The sequence below is a fragment of the Aeromonas sp. OTU364 genome (genome assembly GCF_038440395.1).
In the GTDB taxonomy this organism is placed as follows: Bacteria; Pseudomonadota; Gammaproteobacteria; order Enterobacterales; family Aeromonadaceae; genus Aeromonas.
In genome coordinates this window covers 87,421-104,659 of record NZ_JASATR010000019.1, presented here as the reverse complement: position 1 = coordinate 104,659, position 17,239 = coordinate 87,421, and the positions used below count along the sequence as shown (strand labels likewise).

Annotated in this window: 17 protein-coding genes; 7 read left to right on the top strand and 10 right to left on the bottom strand. The window is 64.5% G+C overall.

Annotated elements, in window-relative coordinates; all coding sequences use genetic code 11:
- Window positions 1-384: 384 nt before the first annotated feature.
- The 3 genes from erpA to clcA form a co-directional block, all read right to left on the bottom strand.
- Window positions 385-735 (bottom strand): iron-sulfur cluster insertion protein ErpA, encoded by a 351-nt coding sequence (gene erpA / locus AAHB08_RS17355; RefSeq protein WP_025328177.1) that lies wholly within the window; start codon window positions 733-735, stop codon window positions 385-387.
- A gap of 89 nt (window positions 736-824) precedes the next feature.
- Complete coding sequence (locus AAHB08_RS17350; protein WP_342059619.1) at window positions 825-1,517, bottom strand: DUF6776 family protein; 693 nt, start codon at window positions 1,515-1,517, stop codon at window positions 825-827.
- 87 nt (window positions 1,518-1,604) lie between these two features.
- Window positions 1,605-2,999, bottom strand: coding sequence for a H(+)/Cl(-) exchange transporter ClcA (gene clcA / locus AAHB08_RS17345; protein WP_342059618.1), 1,395 nt, complete (start codon window positions 2,997-2,999; stop codon window positions 1,605-1,607).
- A 223-nt stretch (window positions 3,000-3,222) separates the two neighbouring features.
- Between clcA and hemL the strand changes: the two genes are divergently transcribed.
- Together hemL and AAHB08_RS17335 are read left to right on the top strand one after the other, a co-directional pair.
- Window positions 3,223-4,509, top strand: coding sequence for a glutamate-1-semialdehyde 2,1-aminomutase (hemL, locus tag AAHB08_RS17340; RefSeq protein ID WP_265436841.1), 1,287 nt, complete (start codon window positions 3,223-3,225; stop codon window positions 4,507-4,509).
- A 210-nt stretch (window positions 4,510-4,719) separates the two neighbouring features.
- The gene (locus tag AAHB08_RS17335) at window positions 4,720-5,544 is read left to right on the top strand and encodes a hypothetical protein (RefSeq protein ID WP_342059623.1); all 825 of its coding nucleotides are present in this window, start codon (window positions 4,720-4,722) and stop codon (window positions 5,542-5,544) included.
- A 38-nt stretch (window positions 5,545-5,582) separates the two neighbouring features.
- Here AAHB08_RS17335 and AAHB08_RS17330 read toward each other — a convergent pair whose 3' ends face one another.
- The 3 genes from AAHB08_RS17330 to AAHB08_RS17320 all read right to left on the bottom strand — a co-directional run bounded on the left by AAHB08_RS17330 (window position 5,583) and on the right by AAHB08_RS17320 (window position 7,644).
- Window positions 5,583-5,759 carry a hypothetical protein gene (locus AAHB08_RS17330; protein ID WP_342059624.1) on the bottom strand — a complete coding sequence of 59 codons (177 nt, stop codon included), beginning with the start codon at window positions 5,757-5,759 and terminating at the stop codon, window positions 5,583-5,585.
- Window positions 5,760-5,775: 16 nt separating this feature from the next.
- Window positions 5,776-6,681, bottom strand: coding sequence for a sulfite exporter TauE/SafE family protein (locus AAHB08_RS17325; RefSeq protein ID WP_342059617.1), 906 nt, complete (start codon window positions 6,679-6,681; stop codon window positions 5,776-5,778).
- Between the two features lie 246 nt (window positions 6,682-6,927).
- The gene (locus AAHB08_RS17320; RefSeq protein ID WP_342059616.1) at window positions 6,928-7,644 is read right to left on the bottom strand and encodes a phosphatase PAP2 family protein; all 717 of its coding nucleotides are present in this window, start codon (window positions 7,642-7,644) and stop codon (window positions 6,928-6,930) included.
- 210 nt (window positions 7,645-7,854) lie between these two features.
- On the opposite strand from AAHB08_RS17320, the gene AAHB08_RS17315 reads away from it, so the two are divergent.
- Window positions 7,855-8,370, top strand: coding sequence for a DUF2937 family protein (locus AAHB08_RS17315; RefSeq protein WP_342059615.1), 516 nt, complete (start codon window positions 7,855-7,857; stop codon window positions 8,368-8,370).
- Window positions 8,371-8,433: 63 nt separating this feature from the next.
- On the opposite strand, the gene AAHB08_RS17310 is transcribed toward AAHB08_RS17315, so the two are convergent.
- Complete coding sequence (locus AAHB08_RS17310) at window positions 8,434-9,315, bottom strand: LysR family transcriptional regulator (RefSeq protein ID WP_319914134.1); 882 nt, start codon at window positions 9,313-9,315, stop codon at window positions 8,434-8,436.
- Window positions 9,316-9,473: 158 nt separating this feature from the next.
- Between AAHB08_RS17310 and AAHB08_RS17305 the strand changes: the two genes are divergently transcribed.
- Complete coding sequence (locus AAHB08_RS17305) at window positions 9,474-9,866, top strand: DMT family transporter (protein WP_342059614.1); 393 nt, start codon at window positions 9,474-9,476, stop codon at window positions 9,864-9,866.
- Window positions 9,854-10,174 (top strand): SMR family transporter, encoded by a 321-nt coding sequence (locus tag AAHB08_RS17300; protein WP_342059613.1) that lies wholly within the window; start codon window positions 9,854-9,856, stop codon window positions 10,172-10,174. The genes AAHB08_RS17305 and AAHB08_RS17300 overlap by 13 nt, the downstream gene beginning before the upstream one ends.
- Window positions 10,175-10,244: 70 nt before the next feature.
- Here AAHB08_RS17300 and gloA2 read toward each other — a convergent pair whose 3' ends face one another.
- The 3 genes from gloA2 to hrpB form a co-directional block, all read right to left on the bottom strand.
- Window positions 10,245-10,655 carry an SMU1112c/YaeR family gloxylase I-like metalloprotein gene (gloA2, locus tag AAHB08_RS17295; protein WP_342059612.1) on the bottom strand — a complete coding sequence of 137 codons (411 nt, stop codon included), beginning with the start codon at window positions 10,653-10,655 and terminating at the stop codon, window positions 10,245-10,247.
- 42 nt (window positions 10,656-10,697) lie between these two features.
- Window positions 10,698-13,019 carry a penicillin-binding protein 1B gene (gene mrcB, locus AAHB08_RS17290; RefSeq protein ID WP_139434074.1) on the bottom strand — a complete coding sequence of 774 codons (2,322 nt, stop codon included), beginning with the start codon at window positions 13,017-13,019 and terminating at the stop codon, window positions 10,698-10,700.
- A 254-nt stretch (window positions 13,020-13,273) separates the two neighbouring features.
- Window positions 13,274-15,721 (bottom strand): ATP-dependent helicase HrpB, encoded by a 2,448-nt coding sequence (hrpB, locus tag AAHB08_RS17285; RefSeq protein ID WP_342059611.1) that lies wholly within the window; start codon window positions 15,719-15,721, stop codon window positions 13,274-13,276.
- 235 nt (window positions 15,722-15,956) lie between these two features.
- Here hrpB and thpR point away from each other — a divergent pair, with 235 nt between their 5' ends.
- Together thpR and sfsA are read left to right on the top strand one after the other, a co-directional pair.
- Window positions 15,957-16,502, top strand: a complete 546-nt coding sequence (gene thpR / locus AAHB08_RS17280; RefSeq protein ID WP_265436835.1) for an RNA 2',3'-cyclic phosphodiesterase — start codon at window positions 15,957-15,959, stop codon at window positions 16,500-16,502.
- A complete protein-coding gene (gene sfsA / locus AAHB08_RS17275; RefSeq protein ID WP_202047164.1) occupies window positions 16,499-17,236 on the top strand; it encodes a DNA/RNA nuclease SfsA in 738 nt (245 codons plus the stop codon). The genes thpR and sfsA overlap by 4 nt, the downstream gene beginning before the upstream one ends.
- Window positions 17,237-17,239: the final 3 nt, after the last annotated feature.

Here is a 17,239-nt window from a genome sequence, read left to right as displayed (position 1 = left end):
TTCGATGCTGTGAGTGCCCACACAGATTGCTTGATTCAAATTGTTAAAGAGCAGGGTCTGAAACTATAACCCTCACTGGGTTGCTTTGCAAGCCAGACCAGCAGCGCACTGCGCCGTGCTGATGGAGGCGCATTATAGGGATCTGATTCTTTCTGACAAGCAAAAACTATGTTTTTTTTTGAGAAAGACGTTCAAGTGTTTAATCCGCAACCAGATCGTGCAAAACACCGTCGCCACAGGGCTCATAAGAGGTCACTTTCGGCAGCACCCGGGCCGCTCAGACTAGGCTGCCGGCTCTATATAGAGTGGGTTCATATATGAGGGAGAGATGCGCAAATAGAAAAGGGCCCTGCCGGACCCTTTCAAATGTGTGCTGCTGACCAATCAGATGGAGAAGCTGGAGCCGCAACCACAGGTGGTCGAGGCGTTGGGGTTGGTCACGGTAAAGCGGGAGCCTTCCAGACCTTCGGTGTAGTCCACGCTGCCACCAACCAGATACTGCAGGCTCATGGGATCGATCACCATGGTCACGCCGCTCTTCTCGACCACGGTATCCCCGTCGTTGATCTTTTCGTCAAAGGTGAAACCGTACTGGAAACCGGAGCAGCCCCCCCCAGTGATGTAGACCCGCAACTTGAGCTCGGGATTTTCTTCTTCGGTAATCAAGGTCTTTACCTTGTTCGCCGCCGCATCCGTCATCTGGATTGGCAACGGGGCTTCTGCTACTGCACTCATTACTGACCTCACAACCATTACATCCACAAACATGGAAACCGCGAAATTATCCAATACCCGACCATTTAGTTCAAGTATTCACCACTCTCTTACTGCACCACGGGCAAGGGGGCTGGTTGAGTCACCAGAGGCTTGAGTACCTCGCTCCACTCCGCCAGCAACTCCTGGGCCGGCTGGCGCCCCTCCTTGGCGATGATGATCCTCACCCGATCCGGCACAAAGCCTGTTGGCAGTTGCCAGTTGCCTTCGAGCAGCTGGAAGTAGCGCAGGGCATAGCGCCCCTCCCCGACCTTCATGCCAAGCTCACGCCCGCTGAGGATCCTGGGCTGGTCTGCCAGACTGCCTTCGACCCTGATTTGTACCTGGCCTCGGAACAGCTCCCGCTTCTTGGCGGGCTGGGTCAGGGCCAGACGATAGTGATAGCGACCCGGCACGCTGGTTTCCTGCAGGGTCAGGTTGTCAATGGTCACCCCTACCTGATCACCGGTAGGACGCATGATCCGCTCGAAGAAGGCCAGCTGGCGCTTCTGCTCCTGAACCTGGGCTTCCTGATCCTTGAGGGTCTTCTGCAGCTGTTCGAAGGCCGCCTTCTGGGTCGCCAGCAAGGTATCCTTGACCCCCAGATCCGTCTTGAGCTGGCCTATGGCCTTGCTCTGCCGCTCCAGGGTCTCTTGCTGCACCGTCAGCAGACTGCTCTGGGCCAGCTCTTGCCGATTCCCGATGAAATAGCCGATGCAGGCCCCCACCGCCAGCACCACCAATACCTTCACGATTTGGGACATAAGGCCTCTTCTATTAGCACGCCATACCACGGCCTGTCTCCCTTCACTATACGCGACCTTGCCGGATTGATACGGATAAACAAGGAGTTAACTGGCAGCCACGCTGCCGTCTCCCCGCTTTTGACGCGCAGCAAGCCGTAAAGTTCGCTCCAGGATCTGGGAGTAGATGGGACGCCCTCCCAACCACTGCGCCACCAGGGTGGCTCCTATGGTGGTGATCATCATGGGCAGGATCAGCTGATAGTTGTCCGTCATCTCGGTCACCAGCACTATGCCGGTGATGGGGGCCCGCACTGTGGCGGCAAACAGCGCTCCCATGCCGGCGATGGCGAAGGCGCCGGGCTCTATGCCCAGATCGGGAAAGGCCGCATGGAACAGGTGGCCGAAGACCACCCCGAACAGGGTGCCGAGTGCCAGGGTCGGGGCGAAGACGCCGCCGGGGGCGCCCGAACAAAAACAGACGAGGGTGGCGATCAGTCGCACCGAGAAGATGAGGAAGAGGGTCGCCATCCCATAGTCGCTCCCCACCAGATGAGGGATCAGCTCGGTTCCCCCACCGGTCACCGAGGGGGCAAACAGCGACAGCACGCCGAAGGTACCCGCCACCAGCATGCCGATGGCGACGAAGCGGTGACGCTTGTTCTGGTGCAGGGCCAGATAGCCGTCCTGACAGGCGAGCACCAGCTTGTTGAACACGAAGCCCAGCACGCCGAAACAGCCCCCCATGAAGAGGAAGAGCCAGAGCGCCTTCAGGGCCGGGGCGTCGTAGTGGGGCAGGCTGATGACAGGCGCCTGCCCCTTCATGTTCTGCAGCATCAGGGTCGCCATGACGGCCGAGATCCCCACCGCCTTGATGGCGAGGAAGGAGTAACGGAACTGCGGCCGCATCTCCTCCATCACGAAGAGTATCCCCGCCAGCGGCGCGTTGAAGGCGGCAGCCAGACCGCCCGCCGCCCCCGCCGCCAGCAGGGCATGGCCATGTTCCTTCGGCAGGCGGAAGATGTCCGCCACCATCTTGCCAAGGTTGCCGCCGATCTGTACCGAGGGCCCCTCCCGCCCCAATACCATGCCGGAACTCAGGGTACAGATGCCGCCGAAGAACTTGACCGGCAAGACCCGCCACCAGCGCACCGGACGCAGCTCGTCCATGGCCCCCTCGATCTCGGGAATGCCGGAGCCACCCGCTTCCGGGGCGAAGGTGTGAGTGAGGAAGTAGCCGACAAACCCCAGCAGGGCGCTGAAACCAAAGCCCAGCAGACCGAGTTGCCACCAGGGACGATCCGCCAGCAGCAGGACTCGCTGCTGTGCCAGCCAGTGCACACCGGATTCAAACAACCCGCAGACCAGTCCGGCCAGAACCCCGACCAGGGCGGCCAGCAAGAGCACCAGCAGCGGCATCTTGTCCCGCCGGATCAGACGCTGCAGGGCAGGAGGGCGGCCTTGTGTGGTCGCCTCGCGAGGGGGGATAGCTTGTTGCACCATGGGTATTCACGCTCATCTAACGAGGGTCGGAAAACACCCGGCCTCGGCTCGGCTGCCCAGCACAGGGCCTTTCTGCTATAGTCGGCCCGTTTCATTTATCACGGGTGCAGACCGGGAGTCCGGGTGGCGAGAGCGCAAAGCATACTCCTCCCACCACAGCCTGCCGAGCCGCAATCGACCGCCTGCGCCCGGGTGACGACCAAAATCCCATTAAGGATGATCCATGTCAAAATCAGATCAGCTGTTTGAACAGGCCCGCCAGACCATTCCGGGCGGCGTCAACTCACCGGTCCGCGCCTTCAATGGGGTCGGCGGCACACCCCGCTTCATCGAGAGTGCCGACGGCGCCTACCTCTATGACGTGGACGGCCAGGCCTATGTGGACTACATCGGATCCTGGGGCCCTATGCTGCTGGGTCACAACCACCCGGCCATCAAGGCCGCCGTCATCAAGGCCGTTGAGAAGGGGCTGAGCTACGGCGCCCCCACCGAGATCGAAGTGCTGATGGCCGAGAAGGTGCGCCAGATAGTGCCCTCCATGGAGCAGGTGCGGATGGTCAACTCCGGCACCGAAGCCACCATGAGCGCCATCCGCCTCGCCCGCGGCTACACCGGCCGCGACAAGATCGTCAAGTTCGAGGGCTGCTACCACGGCCACGCCGACTCCCTGCTGGTGAAGGCGGGTTCCGGCGCCCTGACCCTGGGCCAGCCCAACAGCCCGGGCGTACCGGCCGACTTTGCCAAGCACACCCTCACCTGCGTGTTCAACGATCTGGACTCGGTGCGCGAGGCCTTCACCCAGTACGGCAGCGAGATCGCCTGCATCATAGTCGAGCCGGTGGCGGGCAACATGAACTGCATCCCGCCGGTGCCCGGCTTCCTGGAAGGGCTGCGCGCCATCTGTGACGAGTTCGGTGCCCTGCTGATCCTGGACGAAGTGATGACCGGCTTCCGCGTCTCCCTGCGCGGCGCCCAGGGCCACTACAACATAGATCCAGACCTCACCACCCTCGGCAAGATCATCGGGGCCGGCATGCCGGTGGGCGCCTTCGGCGGCAAGAAGAAGGTGATGCAATACATAGCCCCGACCGGCCCCGTCTATCAGGCGGGCACCCTCTCCGGCAACCCGGTGGCCATGGCCGCCGGTCTGACCATGCTGGACCTGCTGCTGGAGCCGGGTCTCTACGAGCAGCTGAGCGCCAAGACGGCGCGGGTGGCGGAAGGGCTGAAAGCGGCCGCCGCCAGGCATGGCATCCCGCTCGCCATCAACTACGTGGGCGGCATGTTCGGCTTCTTCTTCACCGAAGAGAGCGAGATCACCCGCTACGAGCAGGTGACCCGCTGCGACATGGAGCGCTTCAAGCGCTTCTACCATCTCATGCTTGAGGAGGGGGTCTATCTGGCGCCGAGCGCCTACGAGGCGGGCTTCCTGTCCCTGGCCCACGGGGACAAGGAGATCGAACACACCCTGGCCGCCGCCGAGCGCAGCTTCGCCAAACTGGCGGGTTGATCCCTGCCAGCATGAACCAAGGGCCCGCGAAGGGCCCTTTTTTGTTACCTCTGTCGTCTCGCCTTGCCAGAGCCCCCTTCTGGTGCAGCCCCCTCTCTCTTCTCGCCGGCGTTTGCCACTTGCTGGTGCATCCGCGGCCACACTGGCGGTCATAAAGCGGGCCCACTATTTGCACTGCCTGACTCAGGAGCCCACTTGACCGAGGTCCATATGGCAGAGATGAGCCCCATCGACGTGCTGCGGCGCTATCAGGAGTACGAAACCGAGTTGACCCCCCTGTTACTGGGGCTGCTCACCCTCCCCCAGGAGGCCCTCAAGGGCTATCCCTTCGTGCTGAGCGTGCAGAGCCTGGGTCAGAGCCAGGCAAGCGCGAGGCTCCTGCCCCCCATTCCGGCCCCGCAGGGGCAGTTGCGACTGAGGGTGCAGGGTCATGGCCGCGAGCTTGAGATCAATCTGCACCAGCTGATCGCCTGGCTGATGGGGGACAGGGAGCGGCGCCGCGCCATCCCCTGGTTCAGGGCCGTCTACGTGATCCTGAGCCTGGCGCTGTTTCTCATCGTGGGAACCCTGATCTGGCATGGCCTCGAGCAGCTCTATCTGCTGCTGTGCGGCACCCAGCAGAACCGGCTCGGCGCCTTCAGCGCCATCATCTTCCTGACCCTGGCGCTGGCGGTGTTCGATCTCGGCAAGACCATACTGGAGGAGGAGGTGCTGCTGCATAAGGACATCTTCCGCCACAGCGCCATTCGCCGCACCATCACCCGCTTCATCGCCGCCATCCTGATTGCGGTCTCCATCGAGGGGCTATTGCTGCTGTTCAAGGGGTCCCTCGGCCAGAACGAACTGCTCTGGCCTGCGGTGGGGGTAATGGGCTGCGCCGTGGGATTGCTGCTGGCGCTGGGGCTCTATGTCTTCCTCGGGGCCAAGGCCGAGGCCGCCCTGGTCGCCTCCAGTCAGCGGCCCCTGACCAGTGGCGGCGAGTCAGGGGCAGGCCTTCTGCCTCGGCGACGCAGTGGCTTCAGACGGGCGAGATAACTCCTCGCCCTGACAGGCATCCTGTGGATTGGAGACGGCTAGCGGGGAGCCTCACTCAGCTGCGCTTGTGCTTCAACCTGGATGTCGGGCTGACGGCGCGCCGCCTGCCAGGAGGCGTACATGGTCCAGGAGGTGTAGATGACAATCAAAGCCGCCAACCATATCAGCATCTCCATGTCCATGGACTGCACCAGCAACTCCGGAACCAGTACCACAGCCCAGTCTATGTAGCTACGAGCTGGCGGCACCGGCCAGCCGGGACTCGGGCTGACGGCGCGCAGCCTGCCAGGAGGCGTACATGGTCCAGGAGGTGTAGATGACGATGAAGGCCACCAGCCATTTGAGCATCTCCATGTCCATGGACTGTACCAGCATGGCCGCCAGTACCACGCCGATGGGGCCGAAGAGGGCCACCGCCAGCACGGCCCTGGCATCGAAGGCCCCCTTGCGGATGAAGGTGCCCGCCGAGAAGACGCTGAGCACGGCGGTGGACCCCATCATGATGGGGAAGGCCGCCAGCGGGTTCATCCCCAGCAGATAGACCAGCGTCATGCAGGGGGCGAACAACCCTATACCCACATTCATCAGCACCCCGAACAGGAAGTTGCCGAGCAGGGCTATGCCCAGCTTGTAGCCACTGAGCCCCATGGCCTCGCCCCCGAGCGGGAACAGACCCAGCAGGCCGGCGAAGATGAGTCCGGCCACCACCAGCAGGGAGACCGCCATCACCAGCCTGATGGTCTGGCGGTCGAACGAGGCCACATGACGGGCCCCCCAGGCGGCGCCCGCGGCGGCGGCGGCCATCATGCTGATGAGGGTGAGCGGATCCACCTTGACCACGCCGATGAAGATGAGGGACTGGGTCACGGTCGGCAGCACGCACTGACCGTTGAGGGTGCCCGGCAGCAGGCGATCGTCGATCAGCTTGAACTGCTTGTAGCAGGCGGTCTTGACCGCGAAGCTGCCGACCCCAAGGGTGTCGAGAAAGTTGGCGACGAAGCCGATGGCCGCCACCGGCCAGAAGGGGGTGGACTCCAGCTCGCCCCGGCGCCGCTTGTGCCACCAGGCGTGGATCAGCATGAAGATAAAGACCAGGGCGCAACCGATAAACAACAGGCGTAGAAAAGTGACAAGCATAGGGGGACCTCCAGCAACGGGCGGCGATTCTAAGGCAGCCCACAGAAAAGATCCTGGTCTGGATCACGCTTTCATCGAGTGCAAACGTTTTGCCCCGTCAGTTTCTGATGGTAAAGCTCGAATGACTCTGCCAATACTTGTCGTTGAGGGCACAAGCCCGCACTCATCGGGCGTAGTCCTGGTCATTTCGCGACGACCACAGCACCGATGGGCATAAGCAAAAGAAGGCGGTCACCCGCCTTCTTTTTATTGCCCTCCGTTACTCAAGCAACAAGGCGTTCCGGCGATCCAGCGGGGCAGCCTGGGAGCCAGGCGGTCGATCAGCCGATCCGACAATGGGGTCAACAGCAAGGGCGGCAGGCAGATGAGGGCGAGGCAGAGGGCGCCGACATAGACGTCCGTCAGCCAGTGGGCACCGGCGAGGATGCGGGGAGCCGAGAACAGGGGCACCATCAGCACGGCGATCACCGCGGCCCGGCGCGGCAGGTAACGCAGGGCAAAACCGGCGAAGATCATCAAAAACAGCGCATGATCACCGGGGAAGCTGTCGCCCGCAGAGTCCTTGGTCGGGATGGTGCTGAGCTCGGTCAGCCGCAGTGCCCCGTCCACCATCAGGGTGGGGCTAGGGCGGCTGACCGGCAGCAGGTGACCGAGCTGATTGATCGCCAGGGCCCCCAGCAACATGACGATCCCCATGGCCACCAGACGACGGCGCCCCTCGCCCCGGGCCCGGAAGAAGCAGGTGGCCAGGATCAGCCCCATGCAGCCCAGGGCGGCCAGATCGAACAGGCGATTGTTGGTGATGGCCACCAGATCGGCCCAGCGGGCGGATTCACCCAGCCAGCCATTGACCAGCTGGAAGGTAGCGAGATCCCAGTGATCCCAGGGGCCATGACCCGGCAGGGTGGCCCAACTGAGGGCAATCAGGCCCCCGATCAGATAGAAAGGTATGAACTTGCTCATGCCGAGCCTTCCTTCAAAAAGCGGTGATTCTAGGCCAGCCTCCCGGTGACTTGAATCACAAAAATGTAAGAATTCATGTAACAAACAATGCTCTATTGAATCTTGTTTATACCCGCCCAGCTACCCCCGGATGCGGGAGCGGCCAGCACCACCTTGGCGCGCCAGGGGCTTGCGGCTAGTATGAGGCTCTTTTTACTCAGGATGATGGCTATGCGCAGCTACCTTCGCATGATGTTGTTTGCCCTCGGTTTGCTGGCGGGCGTGCAGATACCGGGGATCGTCGATCTCTACTACCAGCGGCTGGATGCGCGCCTGCAGCAGGCCGGCCTCAGTCTGGCCCCCTTCCAGCGCACCGCGGATCAGCACTTTGGCGGCGATCTCGATGCCCTGGTCGCCCATTACGGCGCCAGCCAGGATCCCGTCTTCACCCAGGATGCCACCAGCCTGCAGCAACTGGTGAGCCAGCAGCGCCACCTGCAGCAGGAGCGCGCCTTCCAGGATAGGCCCTGGTACCTGCAAGCCTCCCACCTGCTGTTGCAGGCGGACTCCCAGCTCTGGCAGGACACCCTGCGCAACTACGGCTATGTGGTGCCCCTCAAGCAGTCCGCCATCTTCTGCGGCGTGGCGGCGGGACTGCTCGCGTCCCTGCTGGGGGATCTGCTGCTCGGCCTGCTCCTGCTGCCCTTTCGCCAGCGCCAGCCCGTCCCCCGTCACGCCCTGCGCTGACCCCTAGCCGTCTCAAGCAACAGGGGCCAGTGGCCCCTGTTGTCGTTCTCCTGCCGAAAGGGGCTACTCGAAGGGTTCGAGGTAGGCCTCGATGGCCTTCTTCAGCCAGGCCAGCACCTTGCCGTGATGGGCATTCTCCGACAGATAGACCCCGTAATCGCGCCACTGCAGGCTGAACTTGTGCTTCAGGGTCAGCAGCTCCCCCTGGCGCAGCTGGCTCTGGATCAGCGGTGAGGGCAGCACCGCCCAGCCGAGACCGTCCAGCACGGCATCCCGCATCAGCTCGAAGCTCGACAACCCTATGTGCTGGCCGCCGATGGGGAGCAGGCTCCTGACCGAGAACTCGTCCACATAGGAGAGGGTGACCTGGGTCTGATCGGTGAGATCCTGCTGCAGCACCCGTTTCAACCCCGCCAGCGGGTGGCTGGGCGCCACCACCATCAGGGTGCGGATGGGGTTGAGCACGTCTATGTTGAGGCCGCTACGCTCCTGATCCTCGGTGATGAGGCCGAAGGCGGCATCGACGAACCCCTCTTCCACCAGGGCTGGCAGCTCGGGGGGCGAGGCCAGCACCAGGGAGATGCTGGTGCCGGGAAACTGGTGGCGCAGCGCCCCCAGCATCTCGCGCCAGACCGGTTCCGGGATGGCGTCGTCCCGCGCGACCCGCAGCGCCACCTCAGCCCCCGAGGCGTGGTGCTCGCACTTGAGCTTGAGGCTGTTGGCCGCCTGCAGCAGCCGCCGGCAGTCGTCCAGCACCTGCTCCCCTATCTCGGTGAGTCGGCTCTGGTTGGCCCCTCGTTCAAAAAGGTCGACGCCAAGCTCCACTTCCAGGGAGGCGATCGCCGTGCTGACGGCGCTCCGGCTCTTGCCAAGGCGTCTGGCGGCATTGGCAATCGAACCACTGTCTGCTGATTCTACAAAGAGTTGTATCTGATAAAGCTTCATGGTCGCGCTCTGGTGGCAGCTTGTTCCATCTTCACCTTACGCCGCCCCCCTTCCCCAAGGCAAACCCGTAGCGCCGAAATTATCGACGCTCAGCGATGCCCAGGTCTGCCCCAGCTGCGGCTATCCTCTCCCTCGTCGCAGCAACAGAAGGAAACCCCATGTCATTCAGTCCCCTGCTTTTGGCCCGCCTCTTCCTGACGGGGGCCATCCTGACCGAGGTGGCAGGCACCTCCACCATGGCCATGATCCCGGAGAGTGAGACCGGCTGGCTCCACCATCTGCCGATGTGGCTGCTCATCGCCCTCTCCTACCTGCTGCTGGCCAAGGCCGCCAAAACAATCTCCATTGGTATTGCGTTCGCGTTGTGGGAGGGGCTGGGAATCGCCCTGATCACCGCCGTCTCCGTGCTGTTCCTGGGCTACGAGCTGAGTGTGCAGGAGTGGATCGGGCTGGCGCTGGCAATAGTGGGCATTGTTATGGTGACCCTGGGGGAAACCCATGCCGAGCCGCTTGATGCAACTACGGCCAAGGAGCTTCCATGCACCCGTTGATCATCGTACTGGGCGCCGCCCTGCTGGATGTGGGGGCCAACATGGCCATCAACCGCTCCCTCGGTTTTCGCCACAAGGGCTGGGGCCTGCTCGGCATACTGCTGGTGCTCAGCGCCTTTACCCTGCTCAGTGAGGCGGTGAGCACCGGCAGGATAGATCTCGCCGTGGCCTATGCCACCTGGGGCGCCATCGGCATCCTGGGCACCGCCCTCGGCGGCCTGCTGCTGTTTGGCGAGCGCCTCAAGCCCATCGGCTGGGTCGGCATCCTGGTGATGGCCGTCGCCGTGGCCCTGCTGACCACGGCCTGACCCCATGAAAAAAGCCGCCCGGTGTTCGCCGGGCAGCTTTCTTGCGCACTCATGCTGATGCAAAGCCCGCTCATGCCGGCTCCGCATCGACCTCGTAGAGCTCCAGCGGCAGGCCGTCCGGATCTGCGAAGAAGGTGAAGCGACTGCCGGTCAGCTCGTCCACCCGTACCGGCTCCACGGCCACCCCGTGGCGCTCCAGATGGGCGATGACGGGATCGAGCGCCTGCACCCGAAACGCCAGGTGCCGCAGGCCGCACGCCTCCGGCCTGGAGGGGCGCGCAGGAGGGGCGGGAAAGCTGAACAGCTCAAGCTGGCTGCCATCCGGCAGCGCCAGATCCAGCTTCCAGGAGTGGCGGGCCTCCCGCAGGGTCTCCGCCAGTATGGGCAGCCCCAGCACCTGGTGGTAGAAGTGGCGCGAGCGATCATAGTCGCTGGCGATGATGGCCACATGGTGAATGCCGCCGAGCAGGGGAAGTGTCATGACAATCCTTGTAAAACGGGCAGCCAGGGCTGCCCGTTTTCGTTAGTTGAAGAAGCCGCCGAACCAGTCATCCAGCGCGTTGACCGGGTTGGAGACAGGGCTGGCGCAGCTTGCCGGAGCCCCGAGCCCCGCCAGCTTGGCCGGCACCTGCAGGCTGCCGGGACAGTCGCTGGCGACCCGGGCGCCGCTCGCGCGGGAGAAGCTGGCCCAGCTCACCCCTTCCGGCATCTTCAGCCCCAGGCTGTTGACGCCGCGCTGGCTCATGTAGCCGCTGAACAGCTGCAAGGCACCGCTGGCCCCGGTCAGCCCGGCGGGCTGGTTGTCATCCCGGCCGACCCAGACGCTCACCAGTTCGTTGTTGTCCATACCGGCAAACCAGGAGTCCCGCAGCTCGTTGGTGGTCCCTGTCTTGGCGGCCATGGTGGCACCGGGGAACTTGGCGCCGAGCGCCCGGGCCGTGCCCTGGCTCACCGTCTTGGTCATGGCGAACAGGGTCAGCCAGCTGGCCTGGGGATCCGTCACCCGCTTGGCGGTCTCGTCATGCTGATAGAGCTGGCTGCCATCGCCGTTCACCACGGCGCGAATGGCCGACAGCGGCTGGGTCAACCCCTGGTTGGCGATGGGCAGATACATCTGGTTCACCTCCATGGGGGAGAGCGCCACCGCCCCCAGCACCAGGGACGGATAAGGCTGGATCTCCTGCTGGACCCCCAGCTTGTGCAGGGTGTCCACCACCTTGTCGAGCCCCACCTGCATCCCCAGGTTGACGGTCGGCACGTTGAGGGAGCTGGCGAGCGCCTCCATCAGCGGCACGCTCTGGCGGAACTTGCGATCGTAGTTCTGCGGCGTCCAGATCTGGCCATCCTGACCGCGGATGCGGATCGGCTGATCTTTCAGCGGCGTGCCCAGGGTCAGGCCGTTGGAGAGACCGGTGAGATAGACAGCCGGTTTCACCAGGGAGCCTATCTGGCGACGGGCATCCAGGGCACGGTTGAAGCCGGCGTAACGGGGATCCCGTCCCCCCACCATGGCGACCACCTCGCCCTTGTGCCAGTCGGAGACCACCATGGCCGCCTCCAGCTTCTTCTTGCCGCGCTGCTTCTCTATGGTGGCAAGGCCGGTCTGCACCGCCTGCTCGGCGGCGTGCTGGGCGATGGGATCCAGGCTGGTGAAGATCTTGAGGCCGGACTGCTTGAGCAGATCCGGGCCGAAGCGGTTCTGGATCTCCCGCTTGAGCAGCCCCATGAAGGCCGGGGTGCGGCCATAGCTCATCTGGCCCCGGGTGATGATGCCAAGGGGCTGCTTGCTGGCCAGCTCATACTCGGCCTGGGTCAGGCTGCCGTGATCCATCAGCAACTTGAGCACCAGATCCCGACGCGCCTTGGCCCGCTCGGGGAAGCGCCAGGGATCGTAATAGGAGGGTCCCTTCACCATGCCCACCAGCAGGGCCACCTGATCGATGTCCAGCTCGTTGACCGGGATGCCGAAGTAGAAGTAGGAGGCGAGCCCGAAGCCATAGACCCCTTGCGAGAAGTTCTGCCCCAGATAGACCTCGTTGAGGTAGGCCTCCAGGATCTCGTCCTTGCTGTAGCGGTAGTCGATAAGCACCGCCATATAGGCTTCCTGTAGTTTGCGCCACAGGCTGCGCTCCCGGGTCAGGAAGAAGTTCTTGGCGAGCTGCTGGGTGAGGGTACTGCCCCCCTGCACGGTACGACCCGCCAGCAGGTTGGCCGCCATGGCGCGCATGATGGCCACCGGGGAGACGCCGCCGTGCTGGTAGAAGTCCCGATCCTCGGTGGTCAGCAGGGTGACCAGCAGGCTGTCCGGCACCTCGGAGAGGCGTACCAGCAGGCGATCCTCCCGATCCTCTGTGTTGAGGCGATCCAGCAACACCGGGTCCATCTGGGCATAACCTAGCTGACGCTGGTTCTCCAGGGACTGGATCCCCTCCAGCCGCGCCCCGTTGAAGGTGAGGCGCAGGCCACGGGCGCCGTCGGCGCCGTCATGGAACTCGAACGGACGGCGGACCAGCTCGATGCGGTTCCCGCTCACGGCATACTCCCCCGGGGTGTGGGGCTGGCGCACCTGCTTGTAGCTCAGCATGTTGAGCTCCCGCAGCATCTGGGTCTGGGAGAGGCGCTGGCTGGGGTAGAGCTCCAGCGGGCGACTGTAGACCATCACGGGCAACTGCCACTTCTCCCCGTCAAAACGCTCGCGCACCTTGGTATCCAGATAGATGCCGAACACCACCATGAAGGCCGCCACCACCAGGGAGAGCTTGAAGCCCAGCCAGAACAGGGTGCGCCAGATGGTGCGCTTGGGCGCCGCCTTCTTGGGGGTACGCTTGCGTTGTTGCGTTGCCATAATTCCTCTTTGCTTTCCTTTCTACTTGTGATGTCGCATGCGCGAACGTCCGATCGGGCTTAACCAATCGAACCTGGATCCTGGGTTTCGCTTCGCCAGACAAAGGGATGCCCCCTCATCCCCAACCCTTCTCCCCTGTCGTTGAAAAAGGGAGAGGAGCAGGGAGCAAACACCAGGCTCGCTCGGTTTCCTCTCCCCCAGGGAGAGGGCGAGGGCCGTCTGCTGGCGTTGGGCTTCCCCATGCCAGCCCCCACCTACAACCCCATCTTCTTCTTGGTGACCCGGGTCGGCATGGCCTCCAGGGGATTGTCCGGCCAGTAGTGACGGGGGTAACGCCCCTTCATCTCTTTCTTCACCTGCTCGTAGGAGCCCGCCCAGAAGGCGGCGAGATCGGCGGTGATCTGCAGCGGCCGCTGGGCCGGGGAGAGCAGCTCCACCACCAGGGGCACCCGGCCATCGGCCACGCAGGGGGTGGTGCCCTGCCCGAACATCTCCTGGATGTGCACCGGGATCACCGGAGCCTGCCCCGGCTGATAGCGGATCCGCACCCGGCTGCCGGTCGGCGCGCTGAAGTGGCTCGGCAGCGCCTCGTCCAGCCGCTTTGGCAAGGGCCAGGGCAGGGACTGGCGCAGCAGATCCGGGAGGTTGAGCCTCTTGAGCTGCTCCAGCCGGGTCATGCCGCTCAGGGCTGGCAAGAGCCACTCCTCCAGCCGGGCCAGCAGACTCTCGTCGTCCACGGCGGGCCAGCCCTCGTCCGGCAGCCAGTCGCGGGCGCAGCGCAATCGGGCCAGCAAGCCTTCACTGCCCTCGTCCCAGGGCAGCACGTGCAGCCCCTTGCGACGAATGCCCTGCAACAGGCAGCGCCCCTTCTGCTCGTCCGACAGCTCGGTCAGCGGCCGCTGGCCGAGCACCAGTTCGCCGATCACCTGCTGGCGCTCGGCCCGCACCCGCTCCTCGCGCTCGTCCCAGTCGAACCACTGGCGCTCGCTGACCAGCTCCGGCAGCTGGCGCACCAGCTCGTCCAGCGCCACCGGCTCGGCGATGAAGATGCGGCTGCCGCGATCGTTCTGCCCCATCTCGATGGCGATCAGGGCCCCTTGTCCCTGACATGGGTGACCTTCTACCAGATCGCAGCTGATCCCACCACTGAGTTGATAGCGGCTACCGCCGCGTAGCTTGCCTATCCTGTCCGGCCAGGCGAGGGCGCACAGCAGCCCCAGCCACTGCCCCTGGGCGCCGGCAGGGCGGGCCCCCAGCCGTTCGAACCAGCGGGCGGCCCCCTGACGCAGGGCCCCCAGACGGCGATGGAAGAGCACGGAAAGGCGCTCAGATCCTCGCAGATCTTCTTCCAGCAGCGCCACCAGGAATGCCGCATCGGCGACAATCCCTGTCAGACCCTCGGCCTCCAGCTCCCGGGCCCGCAACAGCATGCGCGCCAGCCGGGGATGAGTGCCGAAGGCGGCCATGGTACGGCCGGCCGGAGTGAGTTGTTGCTCAGCCTCCGGCTTCATTGCGCCAAGGGCCACCAGCAGGCGACGGGCGCTCGCCACCGCAGGGGCGGGGGGCATGTCCAGCAGCGGCAGATCTTCTACCTTGGCCCCCCACTGGGCGGCGTCCAGCAACAGGCCGGTCAGCTCCTGGGTGAGGATGTCCGGCGGGCTCTGCTCGGCGAGGCGCTCCTGCACCTCGGCGCTCCAGAGCCGGTAGCAGACCCCGGGACCGAGACGGCCGGCACGGCCCGCCCGCTGGGTGGCGGAGGCCCTGGCAATCTGACGGGTCTCCAGCCGGGTGACGCCGCTTCTCAGATCGAAGGTGGCGCGCCGCTCCAGCCCGCTGTCGATCACCACAGAGACCCCCTCTATGGTGAGGGAGGTCTCCGCCACATTGGTGGTGAGCACCAGCTTGCGACGCCCCGCCGGAGCGGGCTCGATGGCCGCCTGCTGGGCCGCCATGTCGAGACGCCCGTAGAGGGGGGCGAGGCGCACGTCATCCGGCAGGCGCCCCTCCAGCCACTGGGCGAGCCGCTCTATCTCCCCCTGTCCCGGCAGGAACACCAGGGCGCTGCCGGCGTGGGCCGCCAGCGCCTCCAGCACCACTGCGCCCACCTGGGGCTCCAGCCACTGCTGGCGATTGGCGGGGCGGTAGTGGTAGTCGATGGGAAAGCCGCGCCCCTCGGAGCGGATCACAGGGGCGTCCGGCAACAGGGCCTCCAGCGCCATGCCGTCCAGGGTGGCGGACATGATGAGCAGCTTGAGATCATCGCGCAGCCCCTGCTGGCTCTCGATGGCGAAGGCCAGGGCGGTATCGGCATGCAGGCTGCGTTCGTGGAATTCATCGAAAATGACCAGCGACACCCCGCTAAGCTCGGGGTCTTGCTGCAACATCCGGGTCAGCACCCCTTCGGTCACTATCTCGAGCCGGGTCGCGGCACTGGTGCGACTCTCGCCCCGCACCCGCAGCCCGATGCGCTCCCCCACCTTCTCCCCGAGCTGGCGCGCCAGAAAGCCCGCTATGTTGCGCGCCGCGAGGCGGCGGGGCTCCAGCATGATGATGCGGCCGGGCAGCCGGTTTCGGCGCACCAGCTCCAGGGGCAGCAGGGTCGACTTGCCCGCCCCCGGGGGGGCCTGCAGTATCACGCTGGCGTGGCTGTCGATGGCATCAAACAGCTCGGGCAGCACAGAGACGATGGGGAGTTGGGACAAAACGGCGAAGACCTTCTGTGATGACCATGAAAACGGCGCCCATTCTGCCACAGCCAGCCGCCCACCGTCAGCAGCCGTGCCGGGGGCGCGCCAACCGGTTGGGGCAGACCCGGGACGTCCCCACCGGTACGACAGCCACGCCCGGACAGACGCGAGACGCGACCAGGAGACATCCGCAGACGAGCTGCCATAGAATGGCCCTTTCATGTGAGTACCACGAGGACCGACGCTGCGCATGCCCAGACTCTTCTTTGCCCTGCCCCTGCACCAGCTTGCCCCCGCCCTGATCGACTGGCGCGAACGGCGCCCCTGGCCCGGCCTGCCGGTGCCCGAGCGCAATCTGCATCTGACCCTGGCCTTTCTCGGCGAGACCGACGAGGCCACCCAGACCAGGCTGATCGCCGCCGCCGGGCAACAGCGCTGCCCCCCTTTCAGCGTCCATCTGGATCAGACCGGCTGGTTTGCTCGCGCCAGGGCCGCCTGGGTGGGGCCGAGCGAGTGGCCAAACGAGCTGAACGTCCTCGCCAGGGCCCTGCGTCGCCACGGCGAGAAGCTGGGGCTTGGCAACGGGGAACAGGGCTACCGCCCCCATGTCACCCTGTCGCGCAAGGCCGGCGAGGCCCCGGAGGCGCTGCCCGCCCCCGATCTTGTGCTGCAGGCGGAGAGCTTCTGCCTCTACCAGTCCGTCAGCACCCCGCAGGGGGTCAGCTATGAACCCATCGCCTGCTGGCCCCTGCGTGCCCGCATCAAAGAGACCAACAGCGAGGAGCTGACCCCATGATTTTCGATCCCCCTTTACAATCCGGTCTGCTCATCGCCCGCTACAAGCGCTTTCTCACCGATGTGCAGCTCGACAACGGCGAGGTGATCACCCTCCACTGCGCCAATACCGGTGCCATGACGGGTTGTGCCGATCCGGGCACCCGGGTCTGGTACTCCACCTCAAGCAACCCCAAGCGCAAGCTGGCACACAGCTGGGAGATAGCCCAGAGCCCGGCGGGTCACTTCATCTGCGTCAACACCGCCCGGGCCAACCAGATCGCCCGGGAGCTGATCGAGCAAGGGGCGCTGGCACCGCTGGCGGGTTATGCCAGGCTGCGCACCGAGGTGAAATACGGGGAGGAGAACAGCCGCATCGACCTGCTGCTGGAGGATGATCACAGGCCAAGTTGTTACATAGAGGTGAAATCCGTCACCCTGCTCGACGAGCGGGAACAAGCGGGCATGGGCTACTTTCCCGATGCGGTCACCGCCCGTGGCGCCAAGCACTTGCGTGAATTGATGGCCATGAAGGCGGCCGGGCACAGAGCCGTGCTGCTGTTCATGGTGTTGCACTCCGGCATCGCGAGAATGCGCCCTGCAGCCCATATAGATCCGCACTATAGTCAGCTTGTTGAGCAGGCGATGGCGGCAGGGGTTGAAATTTTATGCTATCGCCCCCATGTTGGGGTGCAGGGCATGGTGGCTCAAGATTTTATTCCATTTGAATCTGACCATCTGCTACCCGAGGGCTGAGAA

Bases quoted from the DNA above. Each gene is read 5' to 3' on its own strand.
- AAHB08_RS17335 (WP_342059623.1), top strand. From the start codon at position 4,720: ATGGCAGAGATGAGCCCCATCGACGTGCTGCGGCGCTATCAGGAGTAC.
- AAHB08_RS17315 (WP_342059615.1), top strand. From the start codon at position 7,855: ATGCGCAGCTACCTTCGCATGATGTTGTTTGCCCTCGGTTTGCTGGCG.
- erpA (WP_025328177.1), bottom strand. From the start codon at position 735: ATGAGTGCAGTAGCAGAAGCCCCGTTGCCAATCCAGATGACGGATGCG.
- gloA2 (WP_342059612.1), bottom strand. From the start codon at position 10,655: ATGACACTTCCCCTGCTCGGCGGCATTCACCATGTGGCCATCATCGCC.
- AAHB08_RS17320 (WP_342059616.1), bottom strand. From the start codon at position 7,644: ATGAGCAAGTTCATACCTTTCTATCTGATCGGGGGCCTGATTGCCCTC.
- sfsA (WP_202047164.1), top strand. From the start codon at position 16,499: ATGATTTTCGATCCCCCTTTACAATCCGGTCTGCTCATCGCCCGCTAC.
- AAHB08_RS17350 (WP_342059619.1), bottom strand. From the start codon at position 1,517: ATGTCCCAAATCGTGAAGGTATTGGTGGTGCTGGCGGTGGGGGCCTGC.
- hemL (WP_265436841.1), top strand. From the start codon at position 3,223: ATGTCAAAATCAGATCAGCTGTTTGAACAGGCCCGCCAGACCATTCCG.
- AAHB08_RS17300 (WP_342059613.1), top strand. From the start codon at position 9,854: ATGCACCCGTTGATCATCGTACTGGGCGCCGCCCTGCTGGATGTGGGG.
- mrcB (WP_139434074.1), bottom strand. From the start codon at position 13,019: ATGGCAACGCAACAACGCAAGCGTACCCCCAAGAAGGCGGCGCCCAAG.
- AAHB08_RS17325 (WP_342059617.1), bottom strand. From the start codon at position 6,681: ATGCTTGTCACTTTTCTACGCCTGTTGTTTATCGGTTGCGCCCTGGTC.
- AAHB08_RS17310 (WP_319914134.1), bottom strand. From the start codon at position 9,315: ATGAAGCTTTATCAGATACAACTCTTTGTAGAATCAGCAGACAGTGGT.
- thpR (WP_265436835.1), top strand. From the start codon at position 15,957: ATGCCCAGACTCTTCTTTGCCCTGCCCCTGCACCAGCTTGCCCCCGCC.
- clcA (WP_342059618.1), bottom strand. From the start codon at position 2,999: ATGGTGCAACAAGCTATCCCCCCTCGCGAGGCGACCACACAAGGCCGC.
- AAHB08_RS17305 (WP_342059614.1), top strand. From the start codon at position 9,474: ATGTCATTCAGTCCCCTGCTTTTGGCCCGCCTCTTCCTGACGGGGGCC.